Origin of the sequence: Celerinatantimonas yamalensis (assembly GCF_046054155.1) — a bacterium.
In the GTDB taxonomy this organism is placed as follows: Bacteria; Pseudomonadota; Gammaproteobacteria; order Enterobacterales; family Celerinatantimonadaceae; genus Celerinatantimonas; species Celerinatantimonas yamalensis.
In genome coordinates this window covers 156,125-176,680 of sequence record NZ_JBEQCT010000002.1, presented here as the reverse complement: position 1 = coordinate 176,680, position 20,556 = coordinate 156,125, and the positions used below count along the sequence as shown (strand labels likewise).

At 43.4% G+C, this 20,556-nt stretch carries 20 protein-coding genes; 6 read left to right on the top strand and 14 right to left on the bottom strand.

What is annotated here, in order from left to right; genetic code table 11:
* Window positions 1-145: 145 nt before the first annotated feature.
* The 10 genes from ABUE30_RS05345 to ABUE30_RS05300 all read right to left on the bottom strand — a co-directional run bounded on the left by ABUE30_RS05345 (window position 146) and on the right by ABUE30_RS05300 (window position 9,360).
* The gene (locus tag ABUE30_RS05345) at window positions 146-1,654 is read right to left on the bottom strand and encodes a DHA2 family efflux MFS transporter permease subunit (RefSeq protein WP_408622674.1); all 1,509 of its coding nucleotides are present in this window, start codon (window positions 1,652-1,654) and stop codon (window positions 146-148) included.
* Window positions 1,647-2,876: an efflux RND transporter periplasmic adaptor subunit gene (locus ABUE30_RS05340; RefSeq protein WP_408622673.1), complete on the bottom strand. Its 1,230-nt coding sequence runs from the start codon at window positions 2,874-2,876 to the stop codon at window positions 1,647-1,649. Before ABUE30_RS05340 ends, ABUE30_RS05345 begins: the two co-directional genes overlap by 8 nt.
* A gap of 52 nt (window positions 2,877-2,928) precedes the next feature.
* On the bottom strand, window positions 2,929-3,384 hold the full coding sequence (locus tag ABUE30_RS05335; protein WP_408622672.1) for a MarR family winged helix-turn-helix transcriptional regulator: 456 nt from the start codon (window positions 3,382-3,384) through the stop codon (window positions 2,929-2,931).
* Window positions 3,385-4,021: 637 nt separating this feature from the next.
* Window positions 4,022-4,435, bottom strand: coding sequence for a ferric iron uptake transcriptional regulator (fur, locus tag ABUE30_RS05330; RefSeq protein WP_408622671.1), 414 nt, complete (start codon window positions 4,433-4,435; stop codon window positions 4,022-4,024).
* Between the two features lie 11 nt (window positions 4,436-4,446).
* Window positions 4,447-4,623 (bottom strand): hypothetical protein, encoded by a 177-nt coding sequence (locus ABUE30_RS05325; RefSeq protein ID WP_408622670.1) that lies wholly within the window; start codon window positions 4,621-4,623, stop codon window positions 4,447-4,449.
* A gap of 50 nt (window positions 4,624-4,673) precedes the next feature.
* Window positions 4,674-5,387 (bottom strand): hypothetical protein, encoded by a 714-nt coding sequence (locus ABUE30_RS05320; RefSeq protein WP_408622669.1) that lies wholly within the window; start codon window positions 5,385-5,387, stop codon window positions 4,674-4,676.
* Window positions 5,384-6,061 carry a M15 family metallopeptidase gene (locus tag ABUE30_RS05315; RefSeq protein ID WP_408622668.1) on the bottom strand — a complete coding sequence of 226 codons (678 nt, stop codon included), beginning with the start codon at window positions 6,059-6,061 and terminating at the stop codon, window positions 5,384-5,386. The genes ABUE30_RS05320 and ABUE30_RS05315 overlap by 4 nt, the downstream gene beginning before the upstream one ends.
* Complete coding sequence (gene dapE, locus ABUE30_RS05310; RefSeq protein WP_408622667.1) at window positions 6,058-7,191, bottom strand: succinyl-diaminopimelate desuccinylase; 1,134 nt, start codon at window positions 7,189-7,191, stop codon at window positions 6,058-6,060. Before dapE ends, ABUE30_RS05315 begins: the two co-directional genes overlap by 4 nt.
* Window positions 7,192-7,208: 17 nt before the next feature.
* Entirely contained in the window at window positions 7,209-7,571 is a 363-nt protein-coding gene (locus tag ABUE30_RS05305; RefSeq protein ID WP_408622666.1) for an ArsC family reductase, read from the bottom strand.
* Window positions 7,572-8,151: 580 nt separating this feature from the next.
* Window positions 8,152-9,360: an MFS transporter gene (locus ABUE30_RS05300; protein ID WP_408622664.1), complete on the bottom strand. Its 1,209-nt coding sequence runs from the start codon at window positions 9,358-9,360 to the stop codon at window positions 8,152-8,154.
* Between the two features lie 163 nt (window positions 9,361-9,523).
* On the opposite strand from ABUE30_RS05300, the gene ABUE30_RS05295 reads away from it, so the two are divergent.
* On the top strand, window positions 9,524-10,108 hold the full coding sequence (locus tag ABUE30_RS05295; protein WP_408622663.1) for a TetR/AcrR family transcriptional regulator: 585 nt from the start codon (window positions 9,524-9,526) through the stop codon (window positions 10,106-10,108).
* 526 nt (window positions 10,109-10,634) lie between these two features.
* Window positions 10,635-11,246 (top strand): REP-associated tyrosine transposase, encoded by a 612-nt coding sequence (locus ABUE30_RS05290; RefSeq protein WP_408622662.1) that lies wholly within the window; start codon window positions 10,635-10,637, stop codon window positions 11,244-11,246.
* Here ABUE30_RS05290 and ABUE30_RS05285 read toward each other — a convergent pair.
* From ABUE30_RS05285 to ABUE30_RS05275, 3 genes are all read right to left on the bottom strand, one after another.
* Window positions 11,194-11,772 carry a PhnA domain-containing protein gene (locus ABUE30_RS05285; RefSeq protein WP_408622661.1) on the bottom strand — a complete coding sequence of 193 codons (579 nt, stop codon included), beginning with the start codon at window positions 11,770-11,772 and terminating at the stop codon, window positions 11,194-11,196. The genes ABUE30_RS05290 and ABUE30_RS05285 overlap by 53 nt on opposite strands.
* Window positions 11,773-11,986: 214 nt before the next feature.
* A complete protein-coding gene (locus tag ABUE30_RS05280; protein ID WP_408622660.1) occupies window positions 11,987-13,975 on the bottom strand; it encodes a methyl-accepting chemotaxis protein in 1,989 nt (662 codons plus the stop codon).
* Window positions 13,976-13,999: 24 nt separating this feature from the next.
* Window positions 14,000-14,941, bottom strand: a complete 942-nt coding sequence (locus ABUE30_RS05275) for a substrate-binding domain-containing protein (RefSeq protein ID WP_408622659.1) — start codon at window positions 14,939-14,941, stop codon at window positions 14,000-14,002.
* Window positions 14,942-15,596: 655 nt separating this feature from the next.
* Between ABUE30_RS05275 and ABUE30_RS05270 the strand changes: the two genes are divergently transcribed.
* A complete protein-coding gene (locus ABUE30_RS05270) occupies window positions 15,597-15,773 on the top strand; it encodes a hypothetical protein (protein ID WP_408622658.1) in 177 nt (58 codons plus the stop codon).
* The gene (locus tag ABUE30_RS05265; RefSeq protein WP_408622657.1) at window positions 15,770-16,300 is read left to right on the top strand and encodes an HXXEE domain-containing protein; all 531 of its coding nucleotides are present in this window, start codon (window positions 15,770-15,772) and stop codon (window positions 16,298-16,300) included. Before ABUE30_RS05270 ends, ABUE30_RS05265 begins: the two co-directional genes overlap by 4 nt.
* A 116-nt stretch (window positions 16,301-16,416) precedes the next feature.
* Here ABUE30_RS05265 and ABUE30_RS05260 read toward each other — a convergent pair whose 3' ends face one another.
* Window positions 16,417-16,869 (bottom strand): 2Fe-2S iron-sulfur cluster-binding protein, encoded by a 453-nt coding sequence (locus ABUE30_RS05260; protein ID WP_408622656.1) that lies wholly within the window; start codon window positions 16,867-16,869, stop codon window positions 16,417-16,419.
* A 682-nt stretch (window positions 16,870-17,551) separates the two neighbouring features.
* On the opposite strand from ABUE30_RS05260, the gene ABUE30_RS05255 reads away from it, so the two are divergent.
* Both ABUE30_RS05255 and ABUE30_RS05250 read left to right on the top strand, forming a co-directional pair.
* Window positions 17,552-18,958, top strand: a complete 1,407-nt coding sequence (locus ABUE30_RS05255; RefSeq protein ID WP_408622655.1) for a PTS transporter subunit EIIC — start codon at window positions 17,552-17,554, stop codon at window positions 18,956-18,958.
* Window positions 18,959-19,021: 63 nt separating this feature from the next.
* A complete protein-coding gene (locus tag ABUE30_RS05250) occupies window positions 19,022-20,431 on the top strand; it encodes a glycoside hydrolase family 1 protein (protein WP_408622654.1) in 1,410 nt (469 codons plus the stop codon).
* The last annotated feature ends 125 nt before the right edge of the window (window positions 20,432-20,556 follow it).

Sequence of the window (20,556 nt, the reverse complement as noted above, 5' to 3'; positions counted from 1 at the left end):
TTACATTCCATTCCATCCGGGCTACGGTATTGGGTTAAACGGGTTAATTCTCCCAGATTACATTGCATCCGAGTTATGTATTGGGGTTAAAATCTTGTTTGATGTAGCCCGGCAGCAGCGCTGCAACTGCCGGGAATGGTATTGATTAATGAGAACGAAAGAATGGTGGTTTGGCAAACCAAGTAATTGCGAGCAACCCAACAAATAGCCATCCGAGTAGGGTAAAGTAGTCGATAGTTGACATCATCACCGCTTGTTTTTCGACTATTTCCTGAACTTGGGCCAACGCTGTCTGAGACAGACCGCCCATTTTGCTAAAAAATGATGTGGCTGTTACGCTGTGTTGGCTGATATTTTCATTCAATTGAGAATAATGAAATATCTCGCGTCTATCCCAAATCCACATACTTAGAGAAGAAGCAAACCCGCTGCCTAACACGCGTAAAAATGTTGCAAGTCCAGCGCCTTCTGCTAACTGATTATTAGGCAAGTTAGAGAGTAGAATAGTGGTTAATGGCATAAAGAATAATACGATGCCAATCCCCATATACCCTTGAACTAATGCAATATCCCAAAAATTGACGCTTAAATCAAAATTAGCCCGCATAAAGCAAGATGAGCTGATAATGATAAAGGAGAGTGTGACAAGTACTCGCATGTCAAATTTCGGCGCATATTTTCCAACTAATGCTGAGGTGAATAGCGGAATAATCCCCATTGGCGCTGCAGCAAGTCCAGCCCAAATTGCAGTATATCCGAGATTCTGTTCTAACCACTGTGGCAAAATAAGGTTAATCGCAAAAAAAGCTGAATAACCAAATACCAAAGCAATTGTTCCGACGGTAAAGTTGCGATCTTTAAATAGCTCTAAATTAACAATCGGATGTTCGGAGGTCGTCTCCCAAATGACAAAGGCGGTTAAGGCTACAGAAGCGATAGAGGCTAGTATTACAATCATGTTGGATGAAAACCAATCGAGATTATTCCCTTTGTCTAACATGATTTGCAGTGCACCTACCCCAATGACGAGTAGGCCAAGCCCCATATAGTCTACCGGTGTTTTAACGGTTGGTTCTGGGCGGTCTTTTAATTGAGTAAAGACAACAATGGAGGCAAAAATAGCGATTGGAACATTAATGTAAAAAATCCAACGCCATGAGTAGCTATCAGTGATCCACCCCCCTGTAATAGGGCCAACAATAGGGGCTACCACTGTAACCATAGAGATAACTGCCAATGCGACGGTGCGTTTGTTACGAGGAAAGATAGCCATCATGAGTGTTTGCGCCATAGGGAACAGAGGCCCTGAGCAGAAACCCTGAATAGCTCGGTAAAAAATGAGTTCGCTCATCGATTGAGCGGTACCACATAAAAATGAGCTCACTGCAAATAATATCACTGCACCTAAAAATAGCTTCGTCTCACCAATGGTGCGAGATACCCATCCAGTTAAAGGAAGCGCGATGGCATTACACACCGCAAAGGAGGTGATCACCCAGTTGCCCTGATCAGATGACACCCCCATGTTTCCCGCAATTGTTGGTAACGCCACATTGGCAATCGTGGTATCAAGCACCTGCATAAATGTGGCCAAGCACAGGCCAATCGCCGCCAGAGTTAGATTCTGAGGGCGAAATTGGTCATTATTATTCATGGCTTGATAAGTCCATGTTGCTGTTAAATGTTTGCTTCGGATCGAGACCATTGGCTGAAAGGATCTTAGCAACTAATTTGTGAGCCATGTTTAACGGATGGTCATAGATATCGGTACTAAATCGTGGTTTATCCGTATGTTGTACCGATAAGCGTGGCCCATGATTATCGACTAAGTGCACCGTGATATAACAGGATAAGCCGATGCGTAGAGGATAATTTGCTAAGCTTTGGTTGCTATCTATGGCAATGCGCACCGGTAGTCGCTGAACAATTTTGATCCAGTTTCCGCTTGCGTTTTGCGCGGGTAACAGTGCAAATGCGCTCCCTGTGCCGATCCCAAGACTCGCAACATGGCCTTGGTAATGAACGTTATCGCCATAAAGATCTGTCGTTATATCAACCGGCTGGCCAATGCGCATCTCTTTGAGTTGGCTCTCTTTGAAGTTAGCATTAATCCAAACTTGATGAAGCGGCACGATGACTAGTAAGTTATCTGTTGGGCTAACTTGCTCACCAACTTGCACAGAACGTTTGGCCACATACCCATCGATTGGTGCTTTAATCGTGGTGTGCAGATGGTTTAAGTAAGCACTCTGTAGCTTGGCAATCGCACTTCTAATAGCTGGATGATGCTCGACAGTGACACCGTCAATGAGTGCTATCTTTGACTCGAGCGTTTGTTCGGTTGAGATCAAGGCGTTTTTGGCAGCATTCATTGTATCGCGGTAGTGGTTGACTTCTTCAACGGAGACCGCTCCTTTTTTTGCAAGCTTCTGACGTCGTTCGTAGTCAGCAAGCGCTTGCTTATAATCAATCTTTTTCGTTTGAACTTGGGCTTGGTAGTTGGCAATATCGCTGTACAATCCGCGGGTTTGCCGCACCACACTAGCCAGATTGGCTTCGGCACTTTGCAGGGCAATACGGGTGTCGCTTTGATCGAGTGTGACCAGTGTTTGGCCTTTTTTCACATAGTCGCCATCTTCAACAAAAACTTGGGTCACGGTGCCACTTATTTGAGGTGAAATGCTATTAAGGTTCCCTTGTACATAGGCATCATCAGTTGACTCATAAAAGCGACCATAGAGTTGATAGTAGCCAAATATACCAATCAGTATAATCACTACTAGCACCGCTAACATGGCTAACAGTCGTCTACGTTTGCGCGATTGGTTACTGATATGTTTTGTTGGATGCTCTTCAGTATTAGTTGTCTGGTTCATAAAACTTTTAACCATAAAAAAGTAAAAAACGACATTTGCAGGCTCGTATGCCTTACAGTGTCCCGTTTTTAGCGACAATCCGTTGTATCAGTATTTCCAACTGATGCACTTCATCGTTGCTGAGATCTTCAGTGAGTTCGTTGAGAGCATCCACAATTAGTTGCGGAAACTCCTGACAGAGATCTAATCCTTGATCAGTGAGCCGGAGTTGGATACGACGACGGTCCTGTTTATCACGTAATCGAATTAACAACCCTTTCTTCTCTAATCGGTCAATCATCCGCGTTGTCGCGCCAGCATCAATACATAACTCTTGACTAAGATCTTTGCAGACTTTGATCTTGTCTCGATAAAGCAGCAGCATTACTTTAAATTGTTGCGCTGTAATATCTAGTGGTGCTAAGTGCTGAGTCAGTAATTTGTCTTTGTACTGATTGAGTCGATGAATGAGATGGCCTAGCGTGACGTTAGAACCATTAACAATGTCATCGAGGGTAAAATATGTCATAGCAATAATTGCCTGGGCAATGATTTAGCTGACAAATATACACAAACTGTGTGTAAAAGGCAACTAGTTGCCTGGGCAATTAGTTACTCTTTTTCTTATTGCTGAAACCCCTGACCTGACGTTGCCAAGTAAGCCTCAAGGCTCAATGATCAAACGAGTTGGCTTCCCGGATTCCATTACATTCCATTCGGGCTACGGTGTTGGAGTAAACGGGTTGATTCTCCCGGATTGCATTCGGGTTACGTATTGGGGTTAAAACCTTGCTTGATGTAGCTCGGTAGAAGTACAGCGGATGCCGGGAATGATGGGTGATTGATCCCCAAGATTTGATGATTAAACGAGTTGGCTTCCCGGATTCCATTACATTCCATTCGGGCTACGGTGTTGGAGTAAACGGTTGATTCTCCCGGATTGCATTCGGGTTACGTATTGGGGTTAAAACCTTGTTTGATGTAGCCCGGTAGAAGTGCAGCGGATGCCGGGAATGATGGGTGATTGATCCCCAAGATTTGATGATCAAACGGGTTGGTTTCCCGGATTGCATTACATTCCATTCGGGCTACGGTATTGGGTTAAACGGGTTGAGTTTCCCAGATTGCATCGGATTTTATTTGGGGGCTGGGTTTAAAATGACGCATTATTTTTGACTACATTGACAAATTCCGAACAAGGTGAGCTCTTTGGTGGTGAGGCAAATATTGTGTTGCTTTGCTATCGCTTCTAAGCGTTCATTTATACAGGCATCACTAAACTCGATAATTTTGCCACAGCGCTGACAAATCAGGTGGTCATGATAATGCTGCGTGCGCTCGTAGATGGCATTATTACCCGTAAAATTATGGCGGGTGACAAGCCCCGATTCTGCAAATTGATTAAGCACTCGATAGACGGTTGCCAACCCCATTGTTTCGCCATTATCTAACAGCTGTTTGTAGAGGTCTTCTGCACTAATATGCCGAGAACTGACCATTTCTAATGTATTGAGAATCGTGAGGCGAGGGGCTGTTATTTTCAAACCTGCTTGTTTGAGTAACGTTTTTAGTCGGCTCACTTTTTATCCCTCTATTTTGATGCGTCATCATCTTGCTGTTGTTTTTGCTTTAGTTTTTCTTCTAACTCGGCCATTTCTTTAGCACGATTTTTAGCATAAGCATCCGTACTTCGACGCATATCTTTAATGGTATTAAGAAAGATCCCAACCAAAAAAACCAAAATGGCAATGATCCACCAGAATTTCATACGATCTCCCTCAATTGATATACCCGTTCAGTGCATCTAGCCGCTATCAGTTAATGTAGTAGAAACTGCAATTCAGTCACGCTGATCCCAGCAATGATCAAGCTCAAGCTTGTTGCGCCTAGTTGACCCGCCGTCGGTTCCATATTGCGCAGTGCTGGCAATAGCCAAATGAGTAGACCCGCCAGTGCAAACCCTACCATATGGATAAAGGTCCGAGTGAGCTGTGCTAATAGCGGTTGATGACCATATTGCCAAATTTGCAGCGCATAGATACAGACCATGAGTGCTAATATGCCAACACCCGCCAAGGGTAACAGTTTATCAAATACTTTGAGGCGATGATTCGCTTTAACCATAAGCCAATGGGTGAGCGCCAATGCCGATAACAAAGCTGCAAATGCTGAGAATAGATGCGTCGCAACAATAATCAGCGCGCTTATCAGTAGTGGCGCACCACTTAACCACCAGAGTTTGAGTGAAATAGCCCGTTTACCTGCTAAGCGGAGTTGTTTGATACTCAAACACCAGCCTAATAAGACACTTAGCGCAAGGATAACAACTGCGATGACAGCTGTTTTATGCGCGGTGATGGCACTCACTAGCCCCAATGATGACAAGCTCCAAAGCGTGCTAAATTGCTGACTTAGGCGGCTACGTTGGCCAGCGCATAGCTCACCTTTGGCTAAAATAATCATCATCAATAAAAAACTAAAGGCGCAGGTTATCGGTAAAATGATAGCCAGTGATTGATAGAGTGTACTCATAGAGGGTCACAGATCCGGCAAAAATAACGTTGATAAATTTCAGGTAAGAGGCTCAGTATAACGGCTTTACCGCTAATCTCTGATGTTTCGATGATTTTTTGTAGGGTGATGAAACGATGTACGTTTTGACACGTCTGTGCCACTGGCGCAAAACTGATGTGCCAAGGTTCAATCGCTGTTCCTCCTAGATCGCGCGCATAAGGAAGAAAAAAACCAAATTGACGGGCATGTTGGTTGAGCCAATTTGCAAGAGTGTGTTGACTCCCACCGACTTGATAGCTAGTCGGGATCAGTGAAAATGTCTCTTGTTGGCTCAATAGATTCGGTGCATAAACATCCATGTCACTGCCCCAGTGATGGCGGCTGGCACCTGGTAGTGCACTCCAGCGTAAGATAGCCCACAGTTTAGCTTCATCATCGAGTTGTGATGGGTCTAAAACATGGCTTTGCTCATCAAGCAAGGGTCTATTGCCGTTCCATTTTTGGTTCCAAATGTTCAGTTGGGTGTTAAAACTGCGATAGCTACTATAAAGTGCTAATTCAATCCCGTCTTCACTGGCACTATCCGCCATTTGTAGATAGGCGTTAGACGCTTGGGGGTGGAGCCGCTGCCCTGGGGTGACTTCGGTCAGTTGATAAAAACCTTGGCCATAGAGCAACGGATACTCATTCACGCTAACAACCTTTTTAAGATCTCATAATAGGTTTGTTCAAGCGTTTCTAAGTCACTCACCCGTACACATTCATTAATTTTATGAATCGTTGCATTGACAGGCCCTAACTCAATGACTTGGGCACCTGTTTTAGCGATAAAACGCCCATCCGATGTACCGCCTGTTGTGAGCAGTTGCGTATGGTATCCGGTTGTCGTGTGCACCGCGTATTTGACCGCTTCAACCAACTCGCCACTATCGGTCAAAAAAGGCTGACCATTGTAGGTCCAATCCAACGAGTAGTTGAGAGCATGCGTATCGAGCATATGGCGGACTTGTTCGACCAGTTGGTGATCGGTGACCTGCGTTGAATAGCGGAAATTAAATTGAACATTGAGTTGCCCAGGAATGACGTTGGATGCCCCTGTTCCTGCATTAATATTAGCAATTTGAAAGCTGGTTGGCGGGAAAAATTCATTCCCGTTATCCCAATGTACTTGGGTCAGCTCGGCTAAGATCGGCGCGGCGCGGTGCACGGGGTTATCACTTAGGTGAGGGTAGGCGACATGGCCTTGAATGCCATGAATGACCAGATCCCCAGTGAGTGAACCTCTGCGGCCGTTTTTAACGACATCACCTAGACGTTCGGTTGACGATGGCTCACCCACAATACAGTAATCGATTTTCTCTTCACGCGCTTCTAGCGTATCAATGACTTTCGTTGTGCCATTAATGAATGGCCCTTCTTCGTCAGAGGTAATGAGATAAGCGATCGAACCGCGATGATCAGGATAGTCGCTGACAAAGCGCTGGGTGGCTGTCAGCATGGCTGCTAATGAGCCCTTCATATCTGCTGCGCCGCGTCCATAGAGAAATCCATCGATGACGGTTGGTTCAAATGGTGGCGTTTGCCACTGCTCTGTTGGACCACTTGGCACTACATCAGTGTGTCCTGCAAAACAGAACAGTGGGCTTGTTGTTCCACGCCTCGCCCATAAATTGGTGGTGTCGGCGAAAATCATGGGTTCAATATGAAAATCAAGATGATGCAGACGTTCTGCCATCATGGTTTGGCAGCCACAATCTTCGGGTGTTACCGAAGGGCGGGCGATCAGATCACAGGCAAGATCAAACACGGAGTCATGAGACATCACTAAAAATCCTTAACTTACTGCAGAGCAAAAAATGAATGGTAGCATTCAGCGCTAAAGCCTAATAAATACTGGTCTTGCCAAACCAATAATGGTCGTTTAATCATCGCTGGGTATTCGAGTAACAGCGCCAGAGCGTTTTGGCGATCGAGTGAATTTTTTTGTTCATCACTCAACTGGCGATAGGTACTGCCGCGTTTATTTAATAATGCTTGCCAGCCTAAGTGGGCTTCAAAATTCTCTAACATGGATGCTGTCAGTCCATCTTTACGGTAGTTATGAAACCGATAGTCTATATCATGCTCATTGAGCCAATGTCGCGCTTTTTTGATGGTGTCACAGTTGGGGATGCCATAGATGATTACATCGGTTTTATTCATAAAATGCTCCTTTAATTCGGCTTTAGCATACCAGTGATATATGAGCCTGTGTAGTCTGAGCGTCTGAATGATGTCATTTGTTATTTAAGCTGCGATCTGAGCAGCTGCTTGGGCGGGTTGTCCTTTAGCAGTGAAAAACGATAAGCCGACCATAGGCGCTGTGATCTGCTTTTCAGATGGTCGTATTGAGTTCTATTTTAAACAGTATTTGCATGATGACGAAGGTAAGTATTGTTCTACAAGTTCTGATGATTATATGTTTTATATTGGTGGATATCGTTTTACCTTAGCGATTTGTGCGGACTTTTCGGATGCTCGCCGCGGCTGCGAGAGCGACTGAGAAGTCGGCTGATCTCTATATTACAAGTGCATTGATTTCAAAGTCAGGCTATGCGTCAGATGCCAATATTCTGTCTAATATTGCTTCCCACTATCAGACAACCGTTTTACTCTCGAATCATATTTCTCAAACCGTTATCGACAATTTCCATTATGGTTATCGATGCTGTATCGAAAGCGAAAACTACTTTAAGAACGCAGACTGGCTTTTAATAACCTATATAATCTGAGTATTTATTCATTAGGCTGGATCTGGTGTGATATGCCGACGGATTGTGATTTGCAGAGTGATTACGGCAAGAATGACCAGTGTAATAATCGCAGATCCATAAATAGTAACGGTTGGTATTAAACCAATATGTTGTGCCAATATACCTGCGCCAATGGCGGGTAAGCTAAAAGCAAGGTAACTTTCTAAATAATAAGCGGCCATAAGGCCCGCACGCTGGCGAGGTTCTGCGAGGGGCATTAAACTCCTCAATATACCCAGAAAACAGCTTCCAAAACCCAATCCCGCAAGGGTGGAGCCAGCCAGCATAAGCCAAGTGATATGTAAGTTGGTCCCTACGACAATAAGCATTACACCCGAACAAACCAAGAGTGCACCACGATAAAGAATATGGTGGGTGGCATGGTGACGAAAATAAGCAATAGATATCGCGCCCGATATAGTCAGCAAAGAGACGGTTAATCCTCCTAGTAGAACTGAACTCGAACCTGTTGCTTTAATCACAATAGAGGGCATTAAAGAAAGGTAGAAACCGCCTAGCCCCCACGTAGAAATATTTAAAGGGCTAATGGACATAAGCATAGTGCGGGCTTGATGAGGCACCAAAATACTGGGCTTTAGGCTTTTTAATGCACCAGGATGAATATCCGCTGTTTCTGGTGTTATCCAAATGAGTACGGCTTCAATAATCACTATGACGAATAATAAATCATAGATTAGGCGCATCGGATAAGGCGCAAACACAACTAACAAGCTACAAAGAATCGTACCAATAGCCATGCCGCCTAACGGTGTGACACTATTGATTAAAGCCCCGCGCTGCTTGTTAACATCTAATAAGGCTGCGCCTATAGAGGACGTGGCAATTCCAGTTGCCAAACCTTGTACTAATCGTGCTGCAATTAGCCAGTCAGCATTATTTGATTGGTGAAAAATAACAATTGCAGCTAATTCACCAATTAATGCCGTGCAAATGGTTGGTCGTCGACCTATATGGTCAGATATTTTTCCGCCAATAAGCAATGCTGCTAATAAGCCAAAAGCGTATACCGCGAAAATCATGGTCAAGGTTGTAGAAGAAAACTTCCAAGTTTCTTGGTAAAGGTGGTAGAGCGGGGTGGGGACGCTGGAAGCACCCATAAAAGTCGTTAGGATGGCACCGTGCAATATAGGTGTTGCTCGGGTCTCCTTTGGTATACTGGATGATAGATGGTTCGACATAGTGCGGCCTTCACGTTAACATTGATTTTTAGCTTTAGTGCTCGGGTTTGCTACTAAAGCAAATATTTAGCTTTTAAAAAAATATCATTTGTTTTCCACTAAAGCAAATAATTTGCTTTAGTGGAGATAGATACTGTGTCTAGCTTGTAGATGAGAAGAGGATATGTCGCATATACGTGAGGGATTAAGACCTGGAGGCCGAAGTGCCAGAGTACAGATAGCTATTCATAAAGCTGTCAATGAGTTGATTACACAGATAGGAAGTGACGCTATAACTGTGCCAATGATTGCTAATCATGCTGGTGTAACACCAACGACTATCTATCGGCGCTGGGGAGACCTTCCAACCTTATTAGCGGATGTTTCGTTGCAATCGTGGCAGCCAGAAACCCCACCGCCTGACAAGGGAAGCCTCAAGGCAGATTTATATCATTGGTTTGAAGAGTTTGTAGATGAAATGTCGTCGGGCCCTGGCCGACAGGTTCTTAAGGATGTGTTGGCATCACAGCAAAAGGATCAAACAGCACGCTGCTGTGGTTTCACTTTGCAGCAGGTTCAGCATATTTTACAGCGCGCTAAAGAGCGTGATGATCGTTCGATCCCAACTGTTGACGATATCTTAGATGGGGTAATTGGTGGACTGATTTACCGTATTATTTTTTTGCAAGAGCCCCCATCTGTTGATCATCTTCATCGTATGATTGATCGAGTGCTTTTAATGGCTAGAGCAGACCAAGAACAGAGTTAAATAGTGTTTCTGTTCTTGGCCTATATGGCTTTTATTTTTGAAATAATAGCGAGCGATGATTTCTTTTTGTTGACCCCATTCATCTGCAATGCCGATTCCACACCAATGATTTCACCTTGGGCCTCTGGCTGATTGGTCTTCATTTTCATGTTAAAGCTAGCCAGTTTTAGACTTTTTTCATTTGCTAGCACGGTTCAATGAGGTTGAAAGTTTTGGAAAAGGTTCGGGCCGTCATCGCGTTTGAAAGCGGCAAGTTTATTCAGGTAGTTTTTCACTCAATCCGGCAGCGTCTCTCGTTGATTTCGCAGTGGCTCAATGGCTAAGGTCATTTCGTCGGCGAGCCTTTGCAGTTTTTTCGAGTCATCTAAATTGATAAATGCCTCATTTTTTAATGAGTGGATTGGCAATAACTTTTATTTTTTTGATTGTTTTGTTATTATTAGGTCGGTTCAACTAGTTAATTATGCGGATTAATTAGCTTTTTCACTTGTATTGTTCTTCATGTTGTTAGTGAACAAGGATTATTATGACATCGTACCGACGCACTTTTCAGCCAAATGGTTGTTATGTATTTACGTTGCATCAGGTCGATTCCCCATCATATAGTTACTTACTAGAAAATATTAAATTACTTGCGACTTCGGTTAGTGAATCACTTTGCCGTTATCCATGTATTATTCAATCGATGACGGTACTTCCGAGCCAACTGCATATGATGGTTTATTGCCCTTTGGGAGAGAGCAACTTCCATAATTTTGTTCGTATGCTTCAACAGCAATTTACCAATCATATCGCCCCTTTGAGAGTCGTGCGTAGTTTCACCCCTTATCGGCGCTCAAGCGTGTGGCAAACTGAGTATCATTACCATCTGATTCACGATGTGCAACAGTGGTTGCGTTATAGAGATGACATTCACGCCGAAGTTGTGCGTCAAGGGATCGTAGATAAAGCGATTAATTGGCCCTATTCAAGTCTGCATCAATATGTTGAAGAGGGGCGATTAGATGCAGATTGGGTATCGCCATATATTGATGAAAAGTCTCTTTTTTCTGAGAAAACAGAGACTTTTCATGATGCTGATGTGGTTAACTTGACTTCTTCAGGTATTGGGTTAAAAGGACAATTCGTGTCCCATTGACTCGTCCTTCAATCTGAGTCGGGTTTTCTGTTAAACTGATATTGCGTACAGCGGTGCCACGTTTTGCCGTAAATCCTGCACCTTTGACGACTAAATCTTTGATTAAATGAACCGTATCACCCGCCTCAAGCGGTGTGCCGTTGCTATCTAATGTCGGAGACAACTGTTCGTCTGCATCGAGTTGAAGATCTGTATCTGCCCATGCTCGCAGTTCGTCATCAAGATAGAGCATATCTAATAGATCTTGCGCCCATGTTTCATGTTTAAGTTGGTGTAATTGGCGATAAGCTAAGACTTGGATAGCGCCAATGGGACTCCACATACTGTCGCTTAAACAGCGCCAATGATTGGTTTCGATCTGCGTCGGATCATTTAACTGAGTACGACATGTTTCACACAACAGCGCGCTATGATCAGCATCATTTGCGGGGCTGTTTGCAATTTCAAACACCTCAAGGTTGTGGCTCGATTTGCACAGTTCACACTGATGTTCTGCACGTTGATTCAGTATTTGTTCAATTGACATTGGTTTTCTCATTCAATAATTAGTGGGAAAGTCCCTGAAAAAATCAGTGCCATTATGCCTAAGAATGCGGTTTATTTCACCGAGTTATTCGATGTTTTGAAGTCTTAACCATTTTATCCTTCGTAGTGACATATAAGTTGCTATGTTTATAACAACAGTTCAGCTAAGTATAACCTCAAAAGGGCTATACTTGCTGAAAGGCCAAAATGAAGATTTAGACTTTAAATTTACTAATTAACTGTTGTTGCTGTTGAGCTTGTTCGCGTAGCAATTTGCTGGTCTGGTCATTGTCTTTGGCGCCTTGCGCGGTTTGTTCGGCGGCATCACTGATATTGACGACACTGGTACTGATATCGAGAACGGTCGTGCTTTGCTCTTCGGTTGCGGTGGCAATTTGAATATTCATTTCAACGATTTTATGGATCGACTCATTCATCATCGATAAGCTTTCATCCGCTGACTCAGCAACTTCGATATTGGAGGTGTTTTTACTCACATTCACACCTATGACATCCACTACGGCCTGAATCAGTTTTTGCATCAACTCGATCATGGTTTGGATCTCTTTAGTCGATTTTTTAGTCCGACTTGCAAGCGATCGAACTTCGTCAGCGACGACCGCAAAACCACGACCTTGTTCACCCGCTCGAGCGGCTTCAATGGCTGCATTAAGTGCTAACAAGTTCGTTTGCTCGGCAATATTTTGAATGGTCTCAATAATCGAGTCGATTTTTTGGCCGTATTCATTCAACTCAAGCGTCGTTTTAGACGCGTTTTCAATATCAGCCGCTTGGGCTTTAATATTCGTAATGGCTTGTTTAATGCGATGGCTGACTTCATCCATCTGGTGACCCGCTTGTTCGGCTGAGTTCATGGTATCATGTGCGCGCTGAGCGACCTCTGCGACAGAGCTTTCCATCTGTGTCATCGCCGATGCGGTCGATTCTAAGAGATTGCGTTGGTGAGTGACCGCTTGTGTCGTTTGCTCACTGACCTGCGCATTTCGTTCAGCGACATGGCTAAGTTGCTCAGAGCTTTTACTCAGCGCACTAAATGTTTGGCGTAAATTTTCTGCTAATTCATTCAAGTGGCTTCCCAGCTCACTAAATTCATCATGGCTCGATTGGTCGAATTTAACCTGCATGTCACCGTTGGTCATGGTAACTAGTGCTTGTCGAAATGTTTTGATCGAACGACGGATGCGTGTCGCAATCAATAACGGCGTGATAATCGCAATAGCCAGTGCAATAACACTGACTAATAAGGTCGATCTTTCAATGACTTGAATACTTTTATTACTATTATCTCGAGCCGCAATCACCATCGCTTTAGCTTCGTTAGTAAAGCTGTCACTTTTAGCGAGCAGCTCACCTATGCGGCCTTGAACTTGGCGAACACCTTGATCTTCGGCCTGTTGATTTTGGGTGTCTCGAATATAAAGGTTAAGCAAACCCTCGTTACCTTTGAGCTGTTCGATCAGTGGCGTGAGCATCAGACTAAATAATTTTCCTTTATCAGTATCTAACTGGCGAATTTTTTCAAAACGTTTTTCTAGTATGATGTCCATGCCACTCAAATTATCTTTGAGTTGATCAATGTTAGGGTGGATCAAATAATTGTTGAAATAACTGATAACCTGTTTCACTTCTAGCGATAGTCCGGTAATCGTTAATTTAAGTTCTGGGTTGTCATAGCGGGGGGCGCCATATTTACTCAGGTAGTAGTTCAATCGCTCTTCCAGATGACTAAATTTGCCCAGTTGATCATTGATCTGCCGGTTTATGGTGATCGCTTCTCGGTGTTGATTGAGCATTAACATCGCTGTTTGGCTATATTGCTGGCGTAGTGTCTTGATGGCGTCAAGACTTTTGGCCAAGTTGTCATGTGCTTTGAGTTGATCTTTTGAAATAGAGTTTAGTACTTGGTCGGTGTGTTCTCGGGCTGTTTTAAATTGTTGCTCAATAGTTGCTATTTGTTCGGCATTCACTGAATTAAATACTGAGAGCAGAATTTGATTTTGTTGCAAAATAGAAATTTTGCTGTCGTTAGCGGCCTGTTCTAACGGGATGGTTTGCTCGGTAATTTGTTCAATATTTCCTTGGATCTTATTCAATGAATGGTAGTTCACACCAACCAGCACGAGTAAAGCCATTAACAGGATCATGAATCCGGTAACAATTCGTTGTACGAGAGTCAAAGACATTGTGATACTCCTTGTGCGGGCCCGTTATTTAACTAAATATTGCTGATAGTTTTGTGGGGTAACCAATCGAAAAGGAACCCAGTAAGTGGGTGACGTTGGCTCACCTTGGATTAATTGATAAGTAACGTCGACAGCCGTTGTTCCCTGTTTAGCGGCATCTTGAAGCACAGTTACTGATAGATCTCCTTGGGCCATTAGGCGCAGCGCATCTTGTGTTGCATCGACTCCTCCAGTGAGATATTTTTTCGGATCAACTCCCGCATCTTGCATCGCGAGGATCGCACCGATAATCATTTCATCATTGTTGGCGACTAAAATATTAAAGTCGAGTTTGCTACTGAGCCATTTTTTGGTGATCTGATAAGCTTCATTACGGTTCCAGTTGGCGACTTCGCTAGTCACAAGTTTCATCTTCGGGTATTTAGCAATGACATCTTTCACATCTTGGGTGCGCATAATGGCGGCACTATGCTTGGGTTCGCCAATTAGTAGTGCAACCTTGCCTTGGTAATTGGCCAATCTGGCTAATTCTTCCATTTCCATGGTGCCCGAATCTTTTTCATTTGAACCCACATAAGCTGTATGTTTAGGTAGCTTATTGAGATCGGCAAGTGGTTCTTGATTGACAAATACCAGCGGCTTATTAGCGGATACGTCTATAATTTGCTGGACTTGCTTTGGGTCTCTGGTGGTACTTACGATGATAATGGCATCTGTTCCTGTTTTGACATACTGACGAATCTGCTCGAGTTGGCGCGCAAAATCACCGTTGGCAACATCCATATAGCTTTCATCGCCGCGCCCATCAACGGCTTGTTCGATTCCACTTAGTAGTTGGTTTTGGAAGTTATCAGCTTTGTTGCCAGCAACAGTGATAAACTTTGCCAAGGCGAGAGGACTGAATAGCGTCGAGAGCAATAGGCAAGCTAATAACCCAGCTTTCTGTGTCGAAATCCTTCTGCTCATCGTTTTCTCCATTCAAACCCATTTTTAATGATATGATTTTTATAATTTTATTACCTAAAATGGCAGCATTTTTCAGTTAATCTATCAATAGCAATCACCATTCTTTGCACCTTTAATCATAGTTACAATTAGAACGACTGCGCCATAAAGTAGAATTTATTTGTAAGAATGTGGATGAAACCTAAAAATAGCTAATAAATTAAATAGTAAACGTGCTGTTTGAGTCTTGGATAGCTTAGCTATCCGCACCGTGATGTATGAGCTGCCCTGTGTGATATTTACACGAATGAGGGAGTCTGAGTCAGATGACCGATTCCTGAAAACAACCGTAGATTATCTACTTGTCAATCAGAATGATTCTGATGCCATGAAAAAGGGAAAACGCATTTTGGTCATCGATTTTATATCGACTCAATATGAGTGATACTTCTTTGCTACCTTATTGATTTGATGAGTATTCGGCGCGTTAAATGTTCCCAAAATTGGAAACTAAGTGACCTATTTTATCACGATAAATGATTAGTTATTGAGTTTAAAAAGTCCATATTGTAGACTATTTTAGCTTTTTAAGTCTATATTCATGGGTTTTATGATCATGATGAGTCTCAATGATTTTGCAAAGAGAAGGCATATCAAACTTAAGGATGTGGTTGCGATGAGTGGGTTTGGTCGCAGTACTCTTTTTAACTGGTGGAACGAGCCTAAAACTCGTACTCGTGCGATTGTTATCGTGCTGGGCTGCGCCGAAGCGATGAAATATACATTGGTGTTACAAAATGAACATGTTCGACAACTGATTGAATCGTTAGATGTAAACTTGGAGGCTAAATGACAGCCACGCTATGGCCAGAAACGCTTGCTTGGGGGCAATCGATGGTGATGTCATTGCAAGACTTGAGCGTAAATGTTGCGCAATTATCGTTGCTTTTAGCAATAGCCGCCATGTTACATGTTATTGAAGAATTTGTATTTCCAGGGCGTTTTATCCAATGGTATAACCTATTTATGCCGGCTAAAACGAAGGGAAGAGATCCAAGCTTTTTAGTTTTTATCAATACATTGATGATGTTTCTACTGTTATTCGCCATGCATTTAGGAAATACCAATGGTGGGGCATCTCTATGGGTGGGAATTGCTATTTTTCTCGTGATCAATGGGCTATTCCATCTTTATGGGGTTATTAAATTATATCGATATTCTCCGGGCGTGGTTACGGGGCTATTGTTGTATATTCCATTAGCTATTGTGGGAATGAAAGCCTTATACCATCAGCGTCTGGTGAGTATGACTTATATTGGTACATTCTTTTTGATTGCTATTGTCTACCACATTTTGTCGGCTCGTGCACAAGGCCGATAAGTGTCGTGCGCAAAGCTTCATTAAAAGCGTGAATGACGTGTGGATTAAAGAAATATATAGTCTTGAGCGAATAGGTAAGAAGCGATTCGCCGTGAGACGTTTCACGACGAATAAGGTTACCAGCTTATGTCTAGATCGCTAGAGGGTTCTGATGAGCAAGCTAATATATAGCCCTCATTGCGCTCTTTCTCGCTTAGCGGGCCCGATGTGGTTGTGCGTATCTGACCTTGATGAACTTTACACTTACATGAGCCACAGATCCCATTGCGACAGGCTCCGATGATTGGTAATCCTTCTGCTTCGAGTGCTTGTAAAATGGATTGTCCTGAAGCCGCTTGAATATATCTTTCAAATTGAGGCAGGTTAATGCGGTAGTATGTTGCGTTTACTTGGGGGGACGAGGGGCTTGAATGTGATGGTGTAAATGGCTCTCGATGCAGACGCGAAAGATCACATTTTGCCTGTTCGGCAGCTTGACAGATCGTATCCATAAAACTTTGTGGATCACAGAGAAAAATATCTTTCTGATGAAGATCGGGGCAAAGTCGATAAAGCCACTGCGCGTCCATTCGCCCCTGTGAATAACCGCTGTCTTGCGGATCTATGAACAAGAAACGTAATTTAAAGTTCGATGGATATTGACACTGCAATGCTTCAGCTGGCGAAAATATAAGGTGTGCTCAGGACAACGCGCCAGTATCGCAGGGAAAGACTTGCTGGATCGACTCAATCAGTTTTTGATGGTGGGGGAGTCTCGGGTGAGCACTTGACTGAGCGTCAAGGCGATTTCAAACAGCAGTTGATCGATAGATTGGGTCCTATCTCACTGAGCAACGATCGATTGATGTTATTTTGACATCACCGAATTAGGCAAAAATCTCAATCAAGCTTGTTATTGACTTACTTCAATATGATTATGCCGCGAAGTTTGAGCAAACATTTGATGTGCTTCACATTTTGCTATCTGCGGACTTGATTACTTTATTGGCTCATCTAAAGTGGGCCCATAAATTAAGGATTGTTACTGCAGATATGCAGGCAAAACCTAGCTATTAAGTTTTATTCCTTTTAGGGGTGAAGTTGTTATGCTAGGTTTTTTTGTATCTACAGTTTGATAATCCATGGATCTAGTTAGGATTGTTACTGCAGCAGCAGGCAAAACCTGGGAGTCCACCGCCATCAAAGGTAGTGGATTTTCAGGTTTTTTTTTGCAATCTAAGTGATGAATGGCAGCGTATTAAGGGAATCTCTATGGCTTATGAACAGTTAGCGCAACAGATTATTGATGGCGTCGGTGGCCATGAAAATGTCGATAGTTTAATTCACTGCGCAACTCGACTGCGTTTTAAACTTCATAACAGTGATAAAGCCGATCGTGACGCTCTCAAAGCCAATCCGGGAATTATTGCGATTGTTGAAAGTGGTGGACAGTTTCAAGTGGTGATCGGCAATCACGTTGGGGATGTTTTTAAGGCAATCCAATCCATTGGATCGGCTGATCAACCTCATTCGAGTTCTAAAGAAAAACGCAGTATATTAGCCGTTGGTATCGATATTATTTCGGGAATTTTTACACCACTGCTTGGCGTGATGGCGGCATCGGGTATTTTAAAAGGCCTATTGGCGCTATTTATTGCACTGCATCTGCTCTCGATGGATACGGGCTTGTATAAGATCCTTTTTGCAGCCAGTGACGCAGTGTTCTACTTTTTCCCCATTATCTTAGGGTATACCGCGGGGGTGAAATTTGGTGGCAGTCCTTATTTGTCGATGCTGATTGGCGGGGCGTTAGTTTATCCCGATATGATCGCTGCCTATCATGCTTCCCTAGCTGTCGGGGCAACTCCTATGCATTTTCTGGGGATCCCTGTGATATTAATGAATTATACCTCATCAGTGATCCCCATTATTTTCGCCAGTTGGTTGTGTAGCCATGTGGAAAAAGGTTTTAACCGTGTATTACCTGCAGCGATTAAAAATCTTTTTACCCCATTTTTTGGATTAGTGCTGGTGGTTCCTATTACCTATTTGGTGATTGGTCCTTTATCCATGTGGGTGAGTCAGTTGCTGGCACATAGCTATGAATGGTTGTATGCCCTCAGCCCTGTTGTGGCAGGTCTTATTATTGGAGCCGGTTGGCAGGTGTTTGTCATCTTTGGTTTACATTGGGGATTCGTTCCAATTATTTTGAATAACTTTAGTGTGTTGGGCCATGACAGCATGTTGCCACTATTAATTCCTGCTGTATTGGGTCAAGCTGGCGCAGCGCTTGGGATCTTTTTACGGGCACGAGATAGTAAGTTGCGCACTCTGGCAGCATCGTGTTTTACCTCGGGGTTGTTTGGGATCACTGAACCGGCTATCTATGGCTTGAACCTACCACGTCGGCGGCCCTTTATTTTTGGCTGTGTCGGTGGTTCGATTGGTGCCGCTATCATCGGGTTTTATCATACCAACGCTTACTCGTTTTCGTTACCAAGTCTCTTAAGCTTCTCGCAGTTGATTCCTGATAGTGGTATTAACAGCAGTTTTTGGGCAGCGATACTAGCCTCGATTATCTCGATTTTAATTGCTGCGTCACTGACGTACTTGTTTGCCCATCAGGGTGAGCCAAAAGCCGTGGCTCAATCTGTGAATCAAGCTAAATCGGTCAGTTAAATTGTCAAAATAGGCTGTGCGCTCATTTGTGCCGGTCCGTTGTAAATGAAAGGAGTTATCTCTATGAGTTTTCGTTTCCCAGATTCATTTTTATGGGGTGGTGCGATTGCCGCCAATCAAGTTGAAGGTAGTCACATTGCTGATGGTAAAGGACTTTCAACCTCAGATGTCTGTCCTTTTGGCGTTTTTGGTCAGATTGTTAAACGCACCAATGGTGATTTTAATATCAAAGATATAGCCATCGATTTTTATCATCGTTATCCAGAAGATATTGCTTTGATGAATGAAATGGGGTTTAGCTGTTTTCGACTGTCCATTGCGTGGACACGCATATTCCCCAATGGCGATGATGAGCAGCCCAATGAAGCCGGTCTCGCTTATTACGATAAATTGTTTGATGAACTGGCTCAATATGACATCACGCCGCTGGTGACGCTGTCACACTATGAAATGCCATTTAATTTAGCGGATAAATATCAGGGCTGGGCAAGTCGTGAGGTGATTGGCTTTTTTGAAAAATATGCCCGTGTGGCGTTTGCCCGTTTTGGCGATCGGGTGAAGCACTGGCTCACCTTCAATGAAATTAATGTGACTCTACACGAACCATTTACTGGTGCTGGTTTGCCCCGAGATTGTACGGAACAAATGCGCTATCAAGCGATCCATCATCAGTTAGTTGCCAGTGCTAAAGCCGTCAAAGCCTGCCATGAATTAATCCCTGACGGTAAAATTGGCAACATGATGCTCGGAGCGTTGATCTATCCATTGACCAGCAACCCTGGTGATGTGCTTAAGGCGCAAGTGCAAAATCATGACTGGTTATTTTTTGGCGATGTGCAAGCGCGTGGCTATTATCCGAGTTATATGCATCGTAAATTTGCGCAACTGGGTGTATCACTTGATATCACGGATGACGATCGTCAAGCACTCAAAGAAACCGTTGATTTCATTTCCTTTAGTTACTATATGAGTGGCTGTGCAAGCGCCGATCCTAAAGAGCAGGAAAAAGCCAAAGGCAACATGTTAGAGATGATTGCTAACCCTTATTTAGAGGAGTCTGAGTGGGGCTGGCAAATTGACCCCCAAGGTTTGCGTATTCTACTGAATATGCTCTGGGACCGTTATCAGAAACCCTTATTTGTGGTTGAAAATGGCCTCGGGGCTAAAGATCAACTCAACGAGCAAGGTGTTGTTGAAGATGACTATCGGATTAATTATCTCAATGCGCACCTTTACCAAGTGGGGGAAGCTATTCAAGATGGCGTAGCGGTCATGGGATACACCAGTTGGGGACCGATTGATTTAGTCAGTGCATCAACCGCGCAGATGTCTAAACGTTACGGTTTCATCTATGTTGATCGAGATGATGAAGGGAACGGGTCACTAGCTCGAACTCCTAAGAAAAGTTTTTACTGGTATAAGAAAATAATTGCATCTAATGGCGAGCAATTAAGTGCACCTAAGCCAGATTAATCTGATGGCTATAGCTGTGAACAGACGGTTATAGCCATTATTAGCTTGAGCTATATTTCATTTTAATGGCTCGCTAATAAGCGTTTATATTATCTTTAATGGTTAATTTGCTCTTGTTGGATCAA

Excerpts from the sequence above, each read along its gene's own strand:
- ABUE30_RS05345 (WP_408622674.1), bottom strand. The coding sequence starts at position 1,654 with ATGAATAATAATGACCAATTTCGCCCTCAGAATCTAACTCTGGCGGCG.
- ABUE30_RS05340 (WP_408622673.1), bottom strand. The coding sequence starts at position 2,876 with ATGAACCAGACAACTAATACTGAAGAGCATCCAACAAAACATATCAGT.
- ABUE30_RS05335 (WP_408622672.1), bottom strand. The coding sequence starts at position 3,384 with ATGACATATTTTACCCTCGATGACATTGTTAATGGTTCTAACGTCACG.
- ABUE30_RS05325 (WP_408622670.1), bottom strand. The coding sequence starts at position 4,623 with ATGAAATTCTGGTGGATCATTGCCATTTTGGTTTTTTTGGTTGGGATC.
- ABUE30_RS05320 (WP_408622669.1), bottom strand. The coding sequence starts at position 5,387 with ATGAGTACACTCTATCAATCACTGGCTATCATTTTACCGATAACCTGC.
- dapE (WP_408622667.1), bottom strand. The coding sequence starts at position 7,191 with ATGTCTCATGACTCCGTGTTTGATCTTGCCTGTGATCTGATCGCCCGC.
- ABUE30_RS05305 (WP_408622666.1), bottom strand. The coding sequence starts at position 7,571 with ATGAATAAAACCGATGTAATCATCTATGGCATCCCCAACTGTGACACC.
- ABUE30_RS05300 (WP_408622664.1), bottom strand. The coding sequence starts at position 9,360 with ATGTCGAACCATCTATCATCCAGTATACCAAAGGAGACCCGAGCAACA.
- ABUE30_RS05295 (WP_408622663.1), top strand. The coding sequence starts at position 9,524 with ATGTCGCATATACGTGAGGGATTAAGACCTGGAGGCCGAAGTGCCAGA.
- ABUE30_RS05290 (WP_408622662.1), top strand. The coding sequence starts at position 10,635 with ATGACATCGTACCGACGCACTTTTCAGCCAAATGGTTGTTATGTATTT.
- ABUE30_RS05285 (WP_408622661.1), bottom strand. The coding sequence starts at position 11,772 with ATGTCAATTGAACAAATACTGAATCAACGTGCAGAACATCAGTGTGAA.
- ABUE30_RS05280 (WP_408622660.1), bottom strand. The coding sequence starts at position 13,975 with ATGTCTTTGACTCTCGTACAACGAATTGTTACCGGATTCATGATCCTG.
- ABUE30_RS05275 (WP_408622659.1), bottom strand. The coding sequence starts at position 14,941 with ATGAGCAGAAGGATTTCGACACAGAAAGCTGGGTTATTAGCTTGCCTA.
- ABUE30_RS05270 (WP_408622658.1), top strand. The coding sequence starts at position 15,597 with ATGAGTGGGTTTGGTCGCAGTACTCTTTTTAACTGGTGGAACGAGCCT.
- ABUE30_RS05265 (WP_408622657.1), top strand. The coding sequence starts at position 15,770 with ATGACAGCCACGCTATGGCCAGAAACGCTTGCTTGGGGGCAATCGATG.
- ABUE30_RS05260 (WP_408622656.1), bottom strand. The coding sequence starts at position 16,869 with ATGGACGCGCAGTGGCTTTATCGACTTTGCCCCGATCTTCATCAGAAA.
- ABUE30_RS05255 (WP_408622655.1), top strand. The coding sequence starts at position 17,552 with ATGGCTTATGAACAGTTAGCGCAACAGATTATTGATGGCGTCGGTGGC.
- ABUE30_RS05250 (WP_408622654.1), top strand. The coding sequence starts at position 19,022 with ATGAGTTTTCGTTTCCCAGATTCATTTTTATGGGGTGGTGCGATTGCC.